The sequence below is a fragment of the Horticoccus luteus genome, assembly GCF_019464535.1.
In the GTDB taxonomy this organism is placed as follows: domain Bacteria; phylum Verrucomicrobiota; class Verrucomicrobiia; order Opitutales; family Opitutaceae; genus Horticoccus; species Horticoccus luteus.
Genome location: NZ_CP080507.1, coordinates 3,210,944 through 3,227,534, shown reverse-complemented (window position 1 = coordinate 3,227,534; position 16,591 = coordinate 3,210,944). Strand labels below are relative to the sequence as shown.

The 16,591-nt window shown below is 66.8% G+C and carries 9 protein-coding genes; 3 read left to right on the top strand and 6 right to left on the bottom strand.

Annotated elements, in window-relative coordinates:
• Window positions 1-281: 281 nt before the first annotated feature.
• The 3 genes from K0B96_RS13235 to K0B96_RS13225 form a co-directional block, all read right to left on the bottom strand.
• A complete protein-coding gene (locus K0B96_RS13235) occupies window positions 282-3,605 on the bottom strand; it encodes a WD40 repeat domain-containing serine/threonine protein kinase (RefSeq protein ID WP_220161362.1) in 3,324 nt (1,107 codons plus the stop codon).
• The gene (locus tag K0B96_RS13230) at window positions 3,598-4,347 is read right to left on the bottom strand and encodes an RNA polymerase sigma factor (protein ID WP_220161361.1); all 750 of its coding nucleotides are present in this window, start codon (window positions 4,345-4,347) and stop codon (window positions 3,598-3,600) included. The genes K0B96_RS13235 and K0B96_RS13230 overlap by 8 nt, the downstream gene beginning before the upstream one ends.
• A 346-nt stretch (window positions 4,348-4,693) precedes the next feature.
• Window positions 4,694-5,590, bottom strand: a complete 897-nt coding sequence (locus K0B96_RS13225) for a LysR family transcriptional regulator (protein WP_220161360.1) — start codon at window positions 5,588-5,590, stop codon at window positions 4,694-4,696.
• A gap of 86 nt (window positions 5,591-5,676) precedes the next feature.
• Here K0B96_RS13225 and K0B96_RS13220 point away from each other — a divergent pair, with 86 nt between their 5' ends.
• The 3 genes from K0B96_RS13220 to K0B96_RS13210 all read left to right on the top strand — a co-directional run bounded on the left by K0B96_RS13220 (window position 5,677) and on the right by K0B96_RS13210 (window position 8,050).
• Complete coding sequence (locus K0B96_RS13220) at window positions 5,677-6,504, top strand: SDR family NAD(P)-dependent oxidoreductase (protein ID WP_220161359.1); 828 nt, start codon at window positions 5,677-5,679, stop codon at window positions 6,502-6,504.
• Window positions 6,505-6,605: 101 nt separating this feature from the next.
• On the top strand, window positions 6,606-7,358 hold the full coding sequence (locus tag K0B96_RS13215) for an SDR family NAD(P)-dependent oxidoreductase (RefSeq protein WP_220161358.1): 753 nt from the start codon (window positions 6,606-6,608) through the stop codon (window positions 7,356-7,358).
• Between the two features lie 92 nt (window positions 7,359-7,450).
• Entirely contained in the window at window positions 7,451-8,050 is a 600-nt protein-coding gene (locus K0B96_RS13210) for an NADPH-dependent F420 reductase (RefSeq protein ID WP_220161357.1), read from the top strand.
• Between the two features lie 192 nt (window positions 8,051-8,242).
• On the opposite strand, the gene K0B96_RS13205 is transcribed toward K0B96_RS13210, so the two are convergent.
• The 3 genes from K0B96_RS13205 to K0B96_RS13195 all read right to left on the bottom strand — a co-directional run bounded on the left by K0B96_RS13205 (window position 8,243) and on the right by K0B96_RS13195 (window position 16,542).
• On the bottom strand, window positions 8,243-12,490 hold the full coding sequence (locus K0B96_RS13205; protein ID WP_220161356.1) for a pentapeptide repeat-containing protein: 4,248 nt from the start codon (window positions 12,488-12,490) through the stop codon (window positions 8,243-8,245).
• 322 nt (window positions 12,491-12,812) lie between these two features.
• Complete coding sequence (locus tag K0B96_RS13200; RefSeq protein ID WP_220161355.1) at window positions 12,813-13,442, bottom strand: response regulator; 630 nt, start codon at window positions 13,440-13,442, stop codon at window positions 12,813-12,815.
• 97 nt (window positions 13,443-13,539) lie between these two features.
• Window positions 13,540-16,542: an ATP-binding protein gene (locus K0B96_RS13195; RefSeq protein ID WP_220161354.1), complete on the bottom strand. Its 3,003-nt coding sequence runs from the start codon at window positions 16,540-16,542 to the stop codon at window positions 13,540-13,542.
• Window positions 16,543-16,591 lie beyond the last annotated feature (49 nt).

Here is a 16,591-nt window from a genome sequence, read left to right as displayed (position 1 = left end):
AGGCGATTCGACCGCAGGATGCGGCGGAGGGAGTGCCTCTTGCCCTTCGTTCAGTGAAGGCGTCCGGAAATATTACAGGAGATCGCGAATTATCTTTCGCGGCCGCGTGGGTCGGGCCTGGGCACGGGCCGGCGATCGATGGGAGACGGGGTCGACGGGTCGCTCCGATTAGTTCGAACAGCACGTATTTGTTGTGGGCGGGGTGCCCTCACCCCGCGAAAGAACGCAAACCGCGGGGTGAGGCACCCCGCCCACTACGGCTACGTTTCAGTTGAGGCGTTCTACCGGATGCGAGCGACGGCGAGCGCGGCGTTGAGCGCGGCGGGTTCGAAAAGATCCAGCCGGCCATCGGGCCAGAGCACCGCGAAATGAGCGCCGTCGGGCAGGAAGCGGACGGCGGTGGCGAGACCGGGCGCGCCGGGGGCGGTCAGCGTGGCGCGCACGCGACCATCGCGCAGGTCGACCAGATAAATATGCGATTCGCGGCAGACGACGGCGTAGCTGCTGTCCGGGGCGATGGCGAACGTCGTGGTGTTGCCGCCGAGTCCGGCGGGCAGGACGGCGCGGCGCGTCCAAGTGGCGGCGTTCCAGAGAATGGTTTCGGTCAAACCCGCCGACGTGAGGGCGGTGCGACCGTCGGCGCTCCACGCGGTGTCGCAGGAAACCGGTGCGACCGGTTCGGCGATCAGGCGGCCGTCGGCGACGCGATGGACACTGAGCCGCATCGACGCCGCGTCGGGGCCGAGACCGTTGCAATTGAGAAGGAGCTCGGTGCCATCGGGATTCAGCGAGCCGTGATAAACGCCCGGCGTGCGCCAGCGGCTGACGAGCCGCGACGCCGGGCCGCTGAGATCGAGCACCTTGACGTCGCCGGTGTAGCGGTTGATCAAAACCACGAGGCGGCGATCCGTGGTGTGCGCGGTGAGGACGAAGCCGGGCTCCGGGTCGAGCGTGGCGGCGGGGCCGATTTGGAGGCGGCCGTGGGCGTCGTTCGAGAGCGTGTGGCGCCGGAGGCCGGTGGTGGTGGAGCAGCGCAACAGGGCAGTGCCTTCCTGGTTGAACATCACGCTCGAAAACTGCGGACCCTCCGCCGGTCCGCCGTCCAGCTCTCCCACAAAGGCGCCAGTCGCCACGTCGCGCAGGGCGGCGAAACGACCGTGCGCCGAGGCGGCCCAGCGCCCGTCGTTGCTGAAGTCGAGTCCGCCGGCATCGCCACTGAATTCGTAACCCGCCACGTCCGGCAGAAGGAGCAGGCGAAAACCGACGGGCGGGTGCAGTTCCCAGTAGGTGATTTCGCCTTCGAGGGAAGTCAGGTAAAAACCGTTGCCGCTTTGGTCACGCGTGAGTCCGCCGGGGCCGACCGAGGGAAACTCCCCGGCTTCGCGATTGAGGGCGAAATCGAAAACGTGCACCGCCGAACCACTGTTGGAGAGCGTGACGAATGTCCGGCCGCCGAGAAAATCGACCGCTTGGGATCGCCATTGGGAGGCGTTGAACGATTGCACGACGCGGCCCTCGGCGACGTCGAAAATCGTCACACTGTTGTCGCTTTGCGCGACGATGAGGAGAGTGCCGTCGGTCGACCAGGCGAGTGAACGCGGCGCGCTCGCGAGAGTGAAGATGCGTTCGGGCGCAGTGCCTGGTTGGGCGTAAAGATAGAGCTGGTGAGGCTGGGCAACGGCGAGGGAACACGCGGCGACGCGACGGCCGTCGGGCGAGCAACGGACGGTTGAAAAACGGATTTCGCCCGGCGACCGGGCCAGCTCTGCGCCATCCGAGAGCCGCCGCCAGGTGAGGCCGCCGCCGGGCTGACCGACACAGAGCGCGGTGTGATCAGGTGTGAAATCCACGTCGTCGTTCAACTCCGGATTGGCGGAAGTCGCCTCGGGAAGCGGTTGATGCTGCAACGCCGGCAACGCGCGGCCGTCGGCCGTGCGCCACACGCGGATACTTTCGTCATGATAGCGCGCGGCGATCAGGAGACCGTCGCCGCTGAAATGCGCGGGGCCGGCGGGCGTGGTGCCGGGCACGTCGAGTTGGGCGAACGAGGCGGTCTCGCCCCAGCGGCGGAGCGAGAGCGGCTGGCGGCGATCGCCCGAGGGGACGAGGTCTTCGATTGCCGCCACGCGTCCCGTGGGATCGACGGTTGCGATGACGGGCGAGTCGGCCGCGACGATCCAGCGCCGCGTCGGGATAAATTCGGGCAGCATGAGCGCCGCCATGGCTTCGTCGCGCAAATCGCGGCCGGGTTCAACGGCATCGGCTTCCGCGAGCGCGGCGAGGATGGCGGTGCGGCGGCCGGGTTCGGCGGTGGCGCGGCGGGCGCGGGCCTCGGCGAACTTCGCGCCGCGCAACCGGGAGCGGGCGAGCTGTTCGGATTGCCGGGCGGCGGCGAGGGCGGTTTCGGCGCGGGCGGCGGCGGCGGCGGTTTGCAGGCGGGCACGGTTGAGGCCGAAAGCGGCGACGGTGGAGCCGATCGCGAGGAGCAGCGACAACGCCCACACTGCGGCGAGATGCGGGCGGCGGCGGGTCCAGCGCCAGAGTTGGCCGAGCGGAGAAATCGGGCGGGCGACGATGGGTTCGCCCGCGAGATAATGCCGCAGGTCTTCGGCGAGGGCGCGGGCGCTGGAGTAACGTTGCGCGGGTTCGATCGCGAGGCAGCAGCGGCAGATTGTTTCCAAGTCGCGGGGCACCTGCGGGGCGAGCAGGCGCAGTGGAGGCGGCTCGGTGGTGGCGACGAGCGCGGGCAGTTCGCCCGGCGAGGCGCCCGCAAAGGGAGTCCGGCCGGCGAGCAATTCGTAGAGGATCACGCCCAGCGCGTAGATATCGGCGGGGGCGCCGCGCGCACCGAGGTCGGGGCCGCGCAGCACTTCCGGGGCGGAATAGTGCGGAGTACCGAGCACGATCATCGCGCCGGTGAGGCTGGCGCCGGAGTCGGGTTGCGCGGCGAGGCCGAAGTCGGCGACGAGCGGAGCATCGCCCGCGAGCAGGATGTTCGACGGCTTCAAGTCGCGGTGGAGAACGCCTTCGCCGTGGCTGTAGGCGATGGCGGCGGCGACTTGTTGCATGAGCAACGCGGCGGTGCGCGGTTCGAACTGCCGTTGCGCGCGGAGTCGTTGCGCGAGGTCGCCGCCCTCGACGAAATCCATCGCGAAATACGCGTGGTGGTCGGCCTGGCCGGCGTCGTGCACGGTGACGATGTGCGGATGGCGCAGTTGCGCGACGGTTTGCGCCTCGCGGAGAAAACGCATTTCCAACGCGGAGCTCGCCGTGCCGCCACAATGAATGGTTTTCAGCGCGACGATGCGGCCGAGTTGAGCGTGTTGGGCGAGGTAAACGATGCCCATGCCGCCCCGGCCGAGTTCGCTGATGATCGTGTAGGGGCCGATGCGCGCGGGGCCGCTGGCATCGCCGGGGAGCGCGAAGGGCGGCATCGAATCGGGTTCGTCGGAGAGCGCGTGCGCGAGGATGCGGGCGCTCGCGCAACGCGCGCACAAGGCGGAGCCAGGAAAAGGCTGGCCGAGCGGCTGGCCGCAACGCGGGCACGGCAGCGGCGAACGCGAGGGCGACGAGTTGAAGGGGGGCGCGGAGTCGGCGTCAGCCATGGAGAACTTGGAGGAGGTGGCGGAGCTCCTGGGCGGCGTCGGCGGGGTTTTCCAACGTGGCGGCGACCTCGAGTTTCACGAGCTCGCCGAGGCGTTGATGGAGGCGGTGGAGCCAGACGGCGACGGTGGCGCGCGAGGTTTGGAGGGTGGTGGCGGCGTGTTCGAAATCGCCCCGCGCGGGCGTCGCGTGCAGGAACGGTTTCAGCACCTCGAAGATCGCGCGGCGGCCGGCGGCGGTTTGTTCGTCTTCGAGCCGGCGCAGCGCGGAGCCGAGCAGCGTGATCGCCCACGAGAGCTCGTAGGCGGCGCTGGGGTCGAGCTGCGGCTGGTCGATCGCGGCGAAGCGTTCCTCGGCTTCGAGGTGGTCGAGGTCGACGAAGGCGAAACCGCCGCCGCGTTTCAGGGCATTGGCCTGCGTGCGGGCGTGGCCGACGAACTGTTTCAACGCGCCGATGAGGTAGCCGCGAAAGCGGCCGCGCTCGGGGTCGGGCCGGGTGAGAAAATCGCTGGCGAGCAGGTGGGCGAAAAAGCCCTGGGTGAGATCCTCGGCGTCGGCGGGCGAGTGATCGCGGCGGCGGAGGTAGCCGTAGATCGGCAGCCAGTATTGGCGGCACAATTGTTCGAGTGCGGCGCGGCGTTGATCAGGCTGGCCGCGGGCGGCCAGGACGACGCTCCATTGGGTCGAGGCGAATTCGCCGCGGGGCTGGGGCGAAGGATCGGGCCGGGGTGGAAGCGCGGTCATTCGGCAGCACTTCGTCCGAGCCCGGCGCGGCCCGCAATGGGAATCGCGGGGGCAGCAGGCACCGATTTACGCGCGGCGGCGGTGACGGCGAAGGAACGCGACGGCGAGGGTCAGCTCGCCCGCGAGGGCCTTCGGGGACCGTGGAGAAGGCGGTGAAGGTGAGGTTTCGTGACCGATGCTGCTGGGTGAACATGGCCGCCGGGGGCGAGAGGAACGCGTGTGCGCAATGAGCGCGCCGGCTGCTTGCGATGCCGCGTGATGCATTAAGGGATGCCAGTGAACTTGAATGAGGGCCGGGGCGATCGCGACAGCTTGCGGCGTTGTGCCGACATCGAGGTGGCAGGCATTATTTACCGGGACTGAGGTTAAGCTCGCTCAACAAGGTCCGCAATGGGCTGGCCACTTTGCCCCGCTGCCAGACAACGAACAAATCCCAAGTGGCACCGGCGTCAGCGATGGGAACCAACACCGCATTCGGAACGTTGAGGTGGGAAATGAAGGCGGGTTGAATTGAAATCGCGTCTTCATTCGCCGCCAGTGCGAGTGACTCCACCAGACCCGTGGCGCTGGCAATCGTGACCAGGCGGGGCCGGAAGCCGCCATGGGTGCGGCAGAACTGAACGATCCTTTGGTTGTAGCCCGGCACCACGTCGTCCGATCCCCGAATGAAAATTTCATCTCTCAACTGTGAAAGGGACACCTGCCTTTCGGCCGCGAGCCGATGGCTGGCAGGAAGCGCCACCAGACTCCGAACCGTCGCCAATTTACGGGCATAAAAATCACGCGAGAGCAGGTCCACGCCGTGCAACGTCAACGCCAGGTCGATTTCCCCTTGGCGCAACGCGTTGATCATCTCGCCGGGCGTTTGATCGAGCATCTTGATTTTCAGCCTCGGATGAGCGCGCCGCAGCGCGGCCAGAGCCGGTCCAAGATATTCCTGCGTCGCCGACGCGATGTAGCCGATGCGCAACCGTTCATTTTCGCCGCGCACCAGCCGGCGGACTTCGGCCATGCTGGAATCATAATCTGCGAGCAGCGTTTTGGCCCTTTCGGCCAGCGCGTTTCCTCCGTTGGTGGGACGCACCCCGGATGAGCTTCGTTCCAACACGCGCCCGCCGAGATCGTGTTCGAGCAGTTGCAGTTGTCGCGTGATGGCGGACTGGGAAAGGTGCAGACGGTCAGCCGCCCGACGCAGGCTGCCTTCCTCGAGCACCACCAGGAACAAGCGAAGCTTTTCCAGCATGCGTAAAATCGTGATGCAAAACCCGCATCACGGCGACCACCAACCGGCATTATCCGCGGATACCCCAAGGGCGTATGCTGGCCGCCATGAAAAATAATCCGAATCAATCGTCCGCCAGACATGGCGCATTCGCGCAAACGGGCACAGAGACACTGGCCGACGACACGAAAGGAAAAGTCACGGGAAGGCTTGAGGGCAAGGTTGCAGTCGTCACCGGTGGCGCTACCGGCATCGGCCGCGCCGCAGCGAAACGGTTCATCGAGGAGGGCGCCTTCGTCTTCATCTTCGGCCGCCGGCAGGAAGCGCTCGACGCCGCGGTGGCCGACCTGGGACCCAATGCCCGCGCGGTGAAGGGCTCGGTCTCCGATCCGGCCGACCTCGACCGACTCTACGCGGCGGTGAAGGCCGAGCGAAGAACCCTCGACATCGTCTTCGCCAATGCCGGGACGGGAAGCCTGCTGGCGCTTGGCAAGATCACCGCCGGACACATTGACGAAATCTTCGACACCAATGTGAAGGGGACGATCTTCACGGTCCAGAAGGCGCTGCCGCTGATGGGTCGGGGCGGCTCGGTCATCCTCACCGGATCGAGCGCCGGCGCCACGGGCGCGCCTGCATTCAGCGCCTACAGCGCAAGCAAGGCGGCGGTGCGCAATCTCGCGCGGTCCTGGGCGGAGGACCTGAAGGGCACCGGCATCCGGGTCAACGTGCTGTCGCCCGGGCCGACGGCGACCGAACTCGCGAAAGCGGCGATAGGCGAGGAAGGCATGAAGATCTTTGCCTCGATGAACCCGCTGCAACGCATGGCCGATCCGGCGGAGATCGGGGCGGCGGCGGCCTTTCTCGCGTCGTCGGACAGCAGCTTCATGACCGCCAGTGAGCTCGCCGTCGACGGAGGCCTCGCGCAGGTCTGACCCCGGCGCAGGCCCGTGCCCGCGGCCCCAGTCGCGGGACCGCGCCGCTCAAACTTTACCTGAAAATAGAAACCAAAATATCCAACGAAAGATAAAACATTATGAAAAAACTTGAAGACAAGATTGCCGTCATCACGGGCGGAAGCAGCGGGATTGGCTTGGCCACGGCCCAGCGCTTCGTGGAAGAAGGTGCGCACGTCGTGATCACCGGGCGACGGGAGAAGGAGCTGGGGGAGGCCGCAGCCCTCATCGGCGGAAACGTTACGACGGTCGTGGGCGACGTGTCGCGCTTGGACGATCTGGACCGGCTCTATGCCGTCGTAAAAGAGAAGCATGGCCACATCGACATTCTCTTCGCGAACGCGGGCGCGGGAACAATCGCCCCGCTCGCCGCGGCGACCGAGGCCCATTTTGACCAGACCTTCGACGTGAATGTGAAGGGCCTGTTCTTTACTGTGCAAAAGGCCCTTCCCCTCTTCAAAGACGGCGGTTCGATTATCCTGAACTCTTCGGTCTCGAATGTGTTGGGACTGCCAGGGTTCAGCACCTACGCCGCGAGCAAGGCGGCAGTGCGCAGCTTCTCGCGCGCTTGGACTCTGGAGCTGAAAGACCGCAAAATCCGGGTGAATGCGATGAGCCCCGGACCCATCGAGACCCCGGCCTTGGAGACAACGACAGGCCTTACCCTCGAGCAGGCCGAGCAAGCGGCCGCCAAGTTTGCTTCACAGATTCCAATGGGTCGCAGGGGCAAACCGGAGGAAATCGCGGCCGCCGTCACGTTCCTCGCCTCCGATGAAAGTTCTTTCATCACCGGCGTGGACCTCGCCGTCGATGGAGGCATGGCGCAGGTCTGACCCCGGCGCAGGTCCCTGGCTGGCCCTTCAGCGCACCAGTCACGGGACCTTACTTCGCAAACTTTAATTCCAAACAAGATCGGAGAAATATCATGAGCTATACAATTGTAGGATTCGGTGAGATAGGCCAGGCCCTCGCCCGTGCCTTCGCCCGTAAAAACATCGACGTGATCGTCACGAGCCGTCGGGCGCCCGAGGCGTTGGCGCCGCGGGCTCGGGCGATTGGCCCCACGGTCGTCGCCAAGTCGCTGCGGGATGCGCTCGCGGCCGACATCATCATCCTGGCGGTCCCGTTCGCGGCGCATCGCGAGGTCGCGAAGGCCCTGCCGGACTGGAAAGGCAAGACGGTCATCGACGCGATGAACACGTTGGTTCCCCTTGAGGAGCTGGACGGCCTCCTGTCGTCCGTGTTCGTCGCGAAGGCATTCGCCGGCGCCAAGCTCGTGAAAGGGTTCAATCATCTGATTGCAGCCACCCTGGCGACCGATCCGGTCGTCGAGGGCGGCCACCGGGTCGTCTTTTTGTCGAGCGACGACGAGGAGGCGACCGCTCCCGTGACGGCCTTGGCCAAGCAACTCGGCTTCGCGCCCGTCGAGCTGGGAAAGCTCAACGATGGTGGCGCACTGGTGCACGCCCTCGGCAGCACTTGGGGCCAGCTGATCTTCCAGGATTTGTACAAGAAGGAGCCGTAAGCGATCGACCGCCGTAGCAGGCGGTCGAGAAACAGTCTTTTAGCGGGCAAATGCGCCGGCCGAGGTTTTCGGGCGCGGTGGAGCGCCATTTGTGGCCAATGATTGCATGCGATCCGTTCGAGAAAACGGTCGGCGCACGGCTGCGCTTCCGGCGTTTGCAGGGTGGCGGGGGCGGGATGCGGCAATCCCGCCCTACAGCGCGCGGCGTTTGCGCCAGGCGGCGAGGGCGAGGGTCAGCGCGCCGAGGAGGGCGGCGTAGGTGCTGGGCTCGGGGATCGCGGCGGCGGTGTAGGAGAGGTTCAGATTGTGACTGTCGTTGCCGAGAGAGAGCGACCAGGTGCCGGAAGCGGCGTTGGCGAAGTTGGCGCGGTCGAGGGAGATCGCGTCGCCGTTGAATCCGAGGATGCCGGCGGTCGCCGTGGCGACGGTATAGGTGTAGTTCTGCGCGGGATTGAAATTGGCGAGCAGGCCCGGCGCGTTGCCGGAGGTGAGCGAGACGAGTTCGAAGTTGAACGGATGATCGATGGTCGCGGTGAAGGTGAGCGTGCCGGTGATCGCGAGCAGATCCGAGTTGGTGCCGGCTTCGCCGTTCGCGTCGTTGATTTCGAAACGGAAGGTGGAATCGCCGGCGAGCGTGGTGTTGCCGGCATGGAGCGTGCCGGGCGAGGCGCCGGGAGAGACCGTGCCGCCGGCATTGACCGTGAGGCGGTAGACGGTGCCGTTGCCGCCGAATGTGCCGCCGTCGTTTACCGTGGCGCTGCTGTAGCGCAGTGAATTTTCCAAACGCAACGTGCCGGCATTCACCGTCAGCGACCCGTAGTAGAAATAGTCGGAGTAGCCGGTGGCGGTGAGGATCGTGGTGCCGGGGCCGTTTTGCACAACGCGCACATTGGTGTTGAGCGCGGTGGAAAATGAAAACGCCGCATCCGTGTGGTTGAAATTGAGCAGGCTGGAGCCGTCGCCCGCGATCACGGAGCCGATCGTGACCGTGCCGGCGGCGGCGGCGGGCGAACCGACGGGGGCGCCGATGTTGAGCACGCCGCTGCTGCCGCTCTGGGAACCGAGCGCGAGCTGGGCCGAACTGAACGAACCGCCGGCTGAGACGGTGAGTGAGCCGTTGTTGTTTTCGCCGAGCGTGGTGGTGCCAGTGGTCGAGACGCTGCCGCCGTCGGTGATCACCAAGGAGCCTTCGCTCCAGCTGCCGACGTTGAGCGTGTCGGATGAAAAGAAGGAGTGCGCTCCGGTCACCGTCACGGTGCCTTTGCTCTGCCAACCGCCGATGAAGACCGGGCCGGTGGCCGAAAACGTGCCGCCGTCGCTGACCGTCATTTCGCCCGCGCCGCCGTAACCGATCGTCGAGTGCGTATCGGACCACAGAGAGTTGGCGCCAGTGATGGTGAGCGAGCCGTGGCCTTGCTCGCCGATGGTGGTGCCGGCGCTCGTAACGCTGCCGCCATCGCTGACGGTGATCGAGCCGTTGCCGGAGGGGCTGCCGCCCAAGGTGAGGGCGCCGTTAAAGGTGGCGGCGGAGGAGTGGCCGTCGACGATCAGGGTGCCGGTGCCGGCGGCGCCGATCACGCTGGCGTAAGCGCCACCCGCCGTGAGGCTGCCGGACACGATGCGCACGGTGCCATCGTGGGCGCTGAGCGTGCCGAGGGTGAGGGCGCTGTCGGGATGAGAAATCGAGCCGCCATCGGCGAGTTCGAGGGTGCCGTGGTTGACGGTGGTGGTGCCGGTGTAGGTGTTTTCGCCGGTCAACGCGAAGGTGCCGGCGCCGTCGACGGTCAGTCCGCCCGATCCGACGAAACTGCCGGCGAATGTCTCGTCGGCGCCGTTGTGGGTGAAGCCGCCGGCGCTGATGTTGATCGTGCCGCCGCCGCTGGCACCGCCGCTGGCGGAGTAGCCGTTGGTGTCGAACGTGGCGCCGGGGGAAACGTGGATGGTGGTGTGCTCGTTGAAGGCGGCGGGCGCGATCAGGCGCACGGTGCCGAACTCCACGAACGTGTCGCCGGTGTAGGTGCCGGCGCCACCGAGCAGGAGTGTGCCGGTGCCGATTTTGGTGAGCGAGCCGGTGCCGTCGATGCCGCCGTTCCAAGTGAGCGTGGTGTCGGCGGCGACGTCGAAGGTGCCGCCGTCGGTGTCGAGGATAAGGGAGCGAGCGCTGGTGAAACTGGCGGTCGTGTGGAGCGTGCCGCCGTCGAACGTCACGGCGCCGTAACTGTTCCACGAGAGTCCGAGGGCGGTGTCGCTGGCGATTTCGGTCGTGCCGCCGGTGAGCGTGGTGCCGCCGGCATAGGAGTTATTGCCGCCGAGGACGGTGGTGCCGGAGCCGCTGACGGTGAGTCCGCCCGCGCCGGAGATGACGCCGCTGAGGGTAAGTGTGGCGTCCGCCGCGGTGACGAGGGAGGCGCCCGCGTCGTCGATGGCGAGGGGATGCGCGGTGGTGGCATTGGCGGAGGCGAACAACGTCGCGCCGTTGAGGCGGATGGCGTTGGCGGAGCCAGGAAGGTTGTCGGTGGTGCCGGAGAGCGCGAGCGTGCCGGTGAAGGTGACGGAGCCCTTGTAGAGGCCGTCGCCGCGCAGATATCCGGTGAAGACCAACGGGGCGTAGGCGGAGCCCTGGACGGTGCCGTCGATGACGGAGGCGTCGACGAGGGTGTTGGGGGTGGCGATGGTGCCGGACCCGGTGAGCTGACGAGAGGCGGGAAGCTCGATGCCGTGGGCGGCGGAGAGGGTGGAGCCGTAGCTCAGAGTCGTGAGATAACCGAGGCTCGCGCGGCCGGCGGAGGCAAGGGTGGTGGTGTCGCTGGTGAGAGCCAGCAAGCCGTTGTAGATGAAACCATCGGTGCGGTTGGCATCGCCGAGTGTGGCTTGGGAAAGATTGGCGCCGGTGAAATCGGCGCTGGTGAGGAGGTAGGTGGTGACGCTGGCGCGAAAGAGCGAGGCGTTGGTGAAATTGGTGCCGGTGAGGTCGGCGCCGGCAAAGGTGGAGCGGCTGAGGTCGGCGCCGGTAAAGTTGACGTGGTTGAGGTCGGCCGAACTGAAGTTGCGATTGCTGAAATAGCCGTTGGCGAGATTGGTGTAGGCGAGATTGGCACCGACGAAGCTCGCGGCGTAGTAGAGCTGGGTGGCGGAGATGCCGTTGGTCTGGCCGTAGTAAGCGCGGAGGTCGGCGCCGTTGAGATTGGCGCCGGAGAAATTGGCGTTGGTGAGATTGGCGCCATACAGACTGGCATTGGTGAGATTGGCGCTTGAGAGATCGGTGCCGGTGAGGTCGGTGTCCGCCATGTTGTTGGCGCTGAGATCGGAGTAGCTCAGGGACAGGCCGTGCAGATCCTCATACCGCCAATTCCGACCGCTTAAATTCAGACTGCTCCAATCCCACCCGGTGCTGCGCAGTTGGGCGACGGAGATGATCGCGCCGCGGAGATCGCTGCCGCCGAGATAGGCGTGGGTGAGGTTGGCATTGGTGAAATCGACGTTGCGCAGATCGCTGGAACGAAACGTGGCCCATTGGAGGCCGGCGTAGGAGAAGTTCGCCCCGTTGAGATTGAGGGAGTCGAAGCGGTCGTAATTGAGGTCATTACCCGCCAAATTGATGCGGGTAACGTCGGCCGCGGTGGCGAGTTGGACGTCGGTGATCGCGGTGGCACTGGTGGAGGAACGGAAGTCGGCCCCGCTGAGGTTGGCGCCCGTGAAGGTGGCCCCGGTGACGTTGGCGGAGACGAGATTGGCGCCGCTGAGATCGGCGCCGGCGAGGTTGGCGCCGGCGAGGTTGGCGCGGCGGAAAGTCGTGGCCGTAAGGGTGGCGGAAGAGAAATCGGTCGAGACGAGGACGGTGTCGGTCAGATCGAAGCTGGCGAGGTTGGCGCTGGCGAAGTGGTTGCCGCTGAGGTTGGCGCCGGTGAAGGAGCTGGCGCTGGCGAGCTGGGTCGCGGTGATGGATTGGGCGGCATCGGCATTGCGCAGATCGGCGAGCGTGAGGTCGGCGGAGGTGAGCGTGGCGCCGGCGAGGTTGGCGTTTTGCAGGCTGACGCTGCGCAACGAGGCGGAGGTGAGGTTGGCGCTGGAGAGGTTCGCCCCTGAGAGGGAGCGATAGTAGAAGTTAAAACCGCTGAGGTCGTTGCCGCTCAGGTTCACGCCCGTGATGTCCTGCGCAGAGAGGAGTTGCGTGGCGCTGATGGCTTGGGCGACGTTGGCGTTGCGCAAGTCAGCGCCCGTCAACGTGGCGCCGGAAAACATGACATCGGCGACGTTGGCGTCGTGGAACGACGCGCCGGTGAGGTCGGTGGAAAATAGAATCGCGCCGTGAAGATCGGCGCCGGTGAAGTCGGCCTGGATGAACTTCGAGTAGGAGGCGTTTTGACCGGAGAGATCGAGGTGCGAGAAATCCGTGTGGGAGAAATCAGTGTTTTGCGCGAGCGACTGGGCGTGGGCCATGGGACTGGCCGCGAACGCGCAACTCACGGCCAGCGCAAGCGTGGGCGACCACCGTGGAAAACGGGAACGCAACGGAATCGTGCGGCAGAACGTGCGGCGCACGGAGCGGGAGAAGGAGGAGAAGTTCAAGCGAAGCGGGAGAGTTGCGCCGGCCGCTGCCAACCGCCGCGCGCCAAATGGCGGGCGGCGCTGGCGACACGCCGCCGTCAGGCGGTGTGGACCGACAAGTGCTTCCATATTGCCAAATGCCGCCCGCTCCGCCCTAGGCCCATTCGGCCCTATTTTGCGGTGCGCACGGACCGCCGCGGGGACATGAACGCGCTCAACGCCCGAGCCAGCGCACAGCCGCTTCCGTGCGCGAACGCACCGCGAGCTTTTCGTAAATACGCCCGAGATGGTTTTTTACAGTGGCGGGGCTGATGCCGAGCGCGGCGGCGATTTCCTTATACGCGAGTCCACGCGCGAGTTGGTCGAGAATTTCTTCCTCGCGCCGGGTGATGGCGGCGCCGGCACCGCCGGATTGCGGGGCGATGGGCCGGGCGAAAGAGGCGAGCACGCGCCGCGCAATCGGTCGCGACATCGGCGCGCCGCCGGCGACCGCTTCGTCCAACGCAGCGAGGATTTCCTCGGGCGAAGACGTTTTCAACAGGTAGCCGACGGCGCCGGCCTGCAGCGCGGAGAAAAGATGATCCGCGTCGTCGAAGATCGTCAGCACCACGCACTTCGTGGCGGGGCAGAGCGTGCGCAATTGCAGCACGGCGGCGGGGCCGGGCAGGCCGGGGAGATTGATGTCGGACAAGACAATCTGCGGGGCGAGCGCGGGCAGCTCAGTCAACGCTGCTTCGGCCGAACCGAAGGATGCCACGAGGGTGAATCGCCCGCTGCTGGCGACGAGGCGTTCCAAGCCGGCGCGGTAGGCGGGGTCGTCTTCGATGAGGGCGACAGTCGTCACGACGACTGAAAAGGAGACGAAATTCGAGGCGCGCGAACCCAAAGTTCCGGGCGCGCGCGCAGTGACACAGATTTTCCGCATCGCCGTGGCCACGCGGTCACGACGAGGGCGGGGGCCTGAGCGGGATGGAGAGGGTGACGGTGGTGCCCGCGCCGGGCGCGCTGGTGATGTTCGCGGTGCCGCCGAGCGCTTCAGCGCGGCTGGCGAGGTTGAGCAAGCCGTGGCCGGTCCCGCGGCATTCGCCGGGGGCAAAACCACAACCGTCATCGGCGATCGTGAGCGTGAACCAGCCGTCATGGACGCGGGCGCGCACGAGGACTTTCGTGGCGCCGGAGTATTTGATGCAGTTGTGCAACGCTTCCTTCACGGCGAGGAAGAGGCTGTGACGCGCGTCGGAGCGAAGGGGCGCTGCCGGCAGATCGAGGGGAATATCCGTTTCGCAACGCATGCCGGCGGCGGAGAGGGTCTCCATGGCGTAATCGCCGACGCGCTCGGCGAGGCTGGCGACGGAGTCGTGCTGGGGGCTCACGGCCCAGACGATCTCGCGGGCGTGGTGCACGAGTTCCTGCGCGGTGTGCCGCATGCGACCGAGGGCGGCGGAGAGGAGCGCGGGATCGTTTTGCGCGCGTTCGGCTTCGCCGGCGAAGAGGATCACGCGACCGAGACCGGAGCCGATGTCGTCGTGCAGATCGCGGGCGAGGCGGAGGCGTTCGCGTTCGACGGCGGATTGGGCTTCGAGCAAAGCAACGCGCCGGCGGAGCGTGCGCACGGCGATCCACCGCGTGGCGGCGGCGATGGCGGCGATGGCCGCGACCGTGAAGAGCGTGTAGGCCCACGGCGTCTGCCACCAGCGCGGCCAGAGAGTGAACGCCAGGGCGACCGGCGCGCTCACCGTGTGGTCGGCATCGCGGGCGCGGACCTCGAAGCGGTAATCGCCGGGCGGGATGCGCGCGAAGGAACGGAGGCGGACGGCGGACCACGGCGACCAAGCGTCGTCGAGCCCGACGAGCCGGCTTTGATATTCGACGTGGGCGCCGGCCGATAAACGCGGCGCCGCAAACGCGAACGCGGGCACGGTGTTGTGAGCGGGCAAGCGCGTGCCGTCCTGCACGATGTCGGATCGCAGCAAAGTCACGAGCGGGGTCGGCGGCGCGAACGCGTGATTGAGTTCGACGCGAAGCAGGCCGTTGACCGAGCAAATCCACAAGACGGGGCCATCGGCGCCGGGTTCGGCGATCATGTGCCAGATTTTCCCCGCGGTTTCCGCGATGCCGTGCGGGAGCGTTTCGGGCGCGCCGCGACCGCCGGCCAACCGGTAAATCGCGCGGCGCGACGGACGCGGGTCATTGTTGGTAAACCAAAGGTCGTCCCCGGCCGGGCCCGAGGACCAGCAGTCGGCGGGTGGCCGTGCGGCGAGTGCGGCGGTGCCGACCAACGGTGAGAACTGCTGTCGTGCCGCATCGAACCGGTAGGGGCGCGACGCGACGTCGAAAAAGAAAACGGGCGCGCCCTCCCATGGATACACGGCGCAGTGCGCGAAGCCGGGAGGCAGGCCGTGGCCGCGCGCGAAGGCGTCGATCACCGGTGCCGCGGCGAACGGGTGATCGGCGTCGGGGAAGCGGAGATGGAGCAGCCCTTGATCGTAACTCGAGAGCCAGAGGGAGCCGTCATCGAGTTCGATCGCGCCTGCGACATGGCCGGAGAAGCCGGGCACCTGGCCTTCCTCCCGCCAGCCCTCGGCGGTGAGATACACGGCGTGCAGACCATGCATGGTATTCAACCAGAGGCGCCGCGGATCGTGGTGCGAGCGAACGATATCGCCGATGCCGGCGGGTAACGGCAGAAGGCGTTCCAAGCCGTGTGCAGTCACGCGGGAGAGCGTGCTGCCGGTGCGCACGAGCAAGCCGGCCGGGTCCGGCAACAACGCGTAAACGGGTCCTGAGGCGATGCGTTCGAAACGGGCGGGATGGCCAGCGGCGTCGCCGGGCAGCAGCCGGAAAAGGCCCTCGATGGTCGCCGCGTAGAGGACGTTGTCCTGACGGGCGATGGTCGTGACGAATCCGTGGAGGCCGTTGACCGAATCGAACGCCGTGACCGCGCCGGGCCAGGCCACGCGCGCGAGACCGGACTCGAGGCCGATCCACAATCCGCCTTCGCGATCGACGCCGAAGTCGCGCAGCGCGCGGTTCGGGAGGCCGATGGTTTCGTCGATCGGGCCGAGCGCACGGCCGTCGGCGGCGAGGTGCAAACCGCCGTTGCCGCTGGCGGCGGAAAACGCGATCACGCACGAACCGTCGGAGAGGCGTTGCGCATGGCGCACTTGTTTTCCCGCCAGTTGCGCATCGGCCGGGATGGGATGAGCGACCGTCTCCGAGGGCGTGACATCGAGGAAACCGCCGTCTTCGGTGAGCACGCGAAGGCCGCCATGCTCACCGGGCTCGACGAACACGGGTTCGTGCGCACGCAGCCGGGGCGCATCGGCAAAGAGGGCGAGTTGATCGTGAGCGACGACGAACAGCGGCGCGCCCTCGGCGCCGACGTAAACGGTGCCATCGACGGCGAAGAGCTTGGCGCCGCGGGGGAGAGGCGCGCCGCCGATGCGCGAAAAATTTCCACCGCGCCACGCCCACAGCGTGGTTTCATCCGCGCAGTAAAGCGCGTCGCGTCCGGCGGCGATGGCGAATTCCCGAGCGGCGCGTTCCTGCGCGCCGGGGAGGCGATCGAGGAGAGAAACGTATTCCTTGCGGCCGGCGGCGCCGCGAAAATAGCCCAGCACGCTCCCGCCCGCGGCGTAGACAAACCCGTCGGCAGCGGCGACGAGCTGGTCGATTCCGGTGGACGCGGACGGCAGCGCGATCGGCTGCCACGTGTCGCCGTCGTAAGCGAGGGCATCGGTGTTGTTGGCGATCAGGAGAATCCCGTCCGCGCCTTGGACAACGGCCTGACAAAGCGGATCGGCTTGGTAGTCGCGGGGCGTGAAGGTGCGCACCAAGGGCCGGCCCCATTCGCGGGCGGCGGGCGCGGCGGATTGCGCACGCACGCCGTCGACGGTGACGAGAAACGCGAGGCAGACTGAGACGACAAAGGAAACGAACCGCATCGAGAGCGAAGAGGGAAAAGGGAAAAAATCCCAGCTCCCGCGCGCGTGG

Excerpts from the sequence above, each read along its gene's own strand:
- K0B96_RS13210 (WP_220161357.1), top strand. The coding sequence starts at position 7,451 with ATGAGCTATACAATTGTAGGATTCGGTGAGATAGGCCAGGCCCTCGCC.
- K0B96_RS13205 (WP_220161356.1), bottom strand. The coding sequence starts at position 12,490 with ATGGCCCACGCCCAGTCGCTCGCGCAAAACACTGATTTCTCCCACACG.
- K0B96_RS13225 (WP_220161360.1), bottom strand. The coding sequence starts at position 5,590 with ATGCTGGAAAAGCTTCGCTTGTTCCTGGTGGTGCTCGAGGAAGGCAGC.
- K0B96_RS13230 (WP_220161361.1), bottom strand. The coding sequence starts at position 4,347 with ATGACCGCGCTTCCACCCCGGCCCGATCCTTCGCCCCAGCCCCGCGGC.
- K0B96_RS13220 (WP_220161359.1), top strand. The coding sequence starts at position 5,677 with ATGAAAAATAATCCGAATCAATCGTCCGCCAGACATGGCGCATTCGCG.
- K0B96_RS13195 (WP_220161354.1), bottom strand. The coding sequence starts at position 16,542 with ATGCGGTTCGTTTCCTTTGTCGTCTCAGTCTGCCTCGCGTTTCTCGTC.
- K0B96_RS13235 (WP_220161362.1), bottom strand. The coding sequence starts at position 3,605 with ATGGCTGACGCCGACTCCGCGCCCCCCTTCAACTCGTCGCCCTCGCGT.
- K0B96_RS13215 (WP_220161358.1), top strand. The coding sequence starts at position 6,606 with ATGAAAAAACTTGAAGACAAGATTGCCGTCATCACGGGCGGAAGCAGC.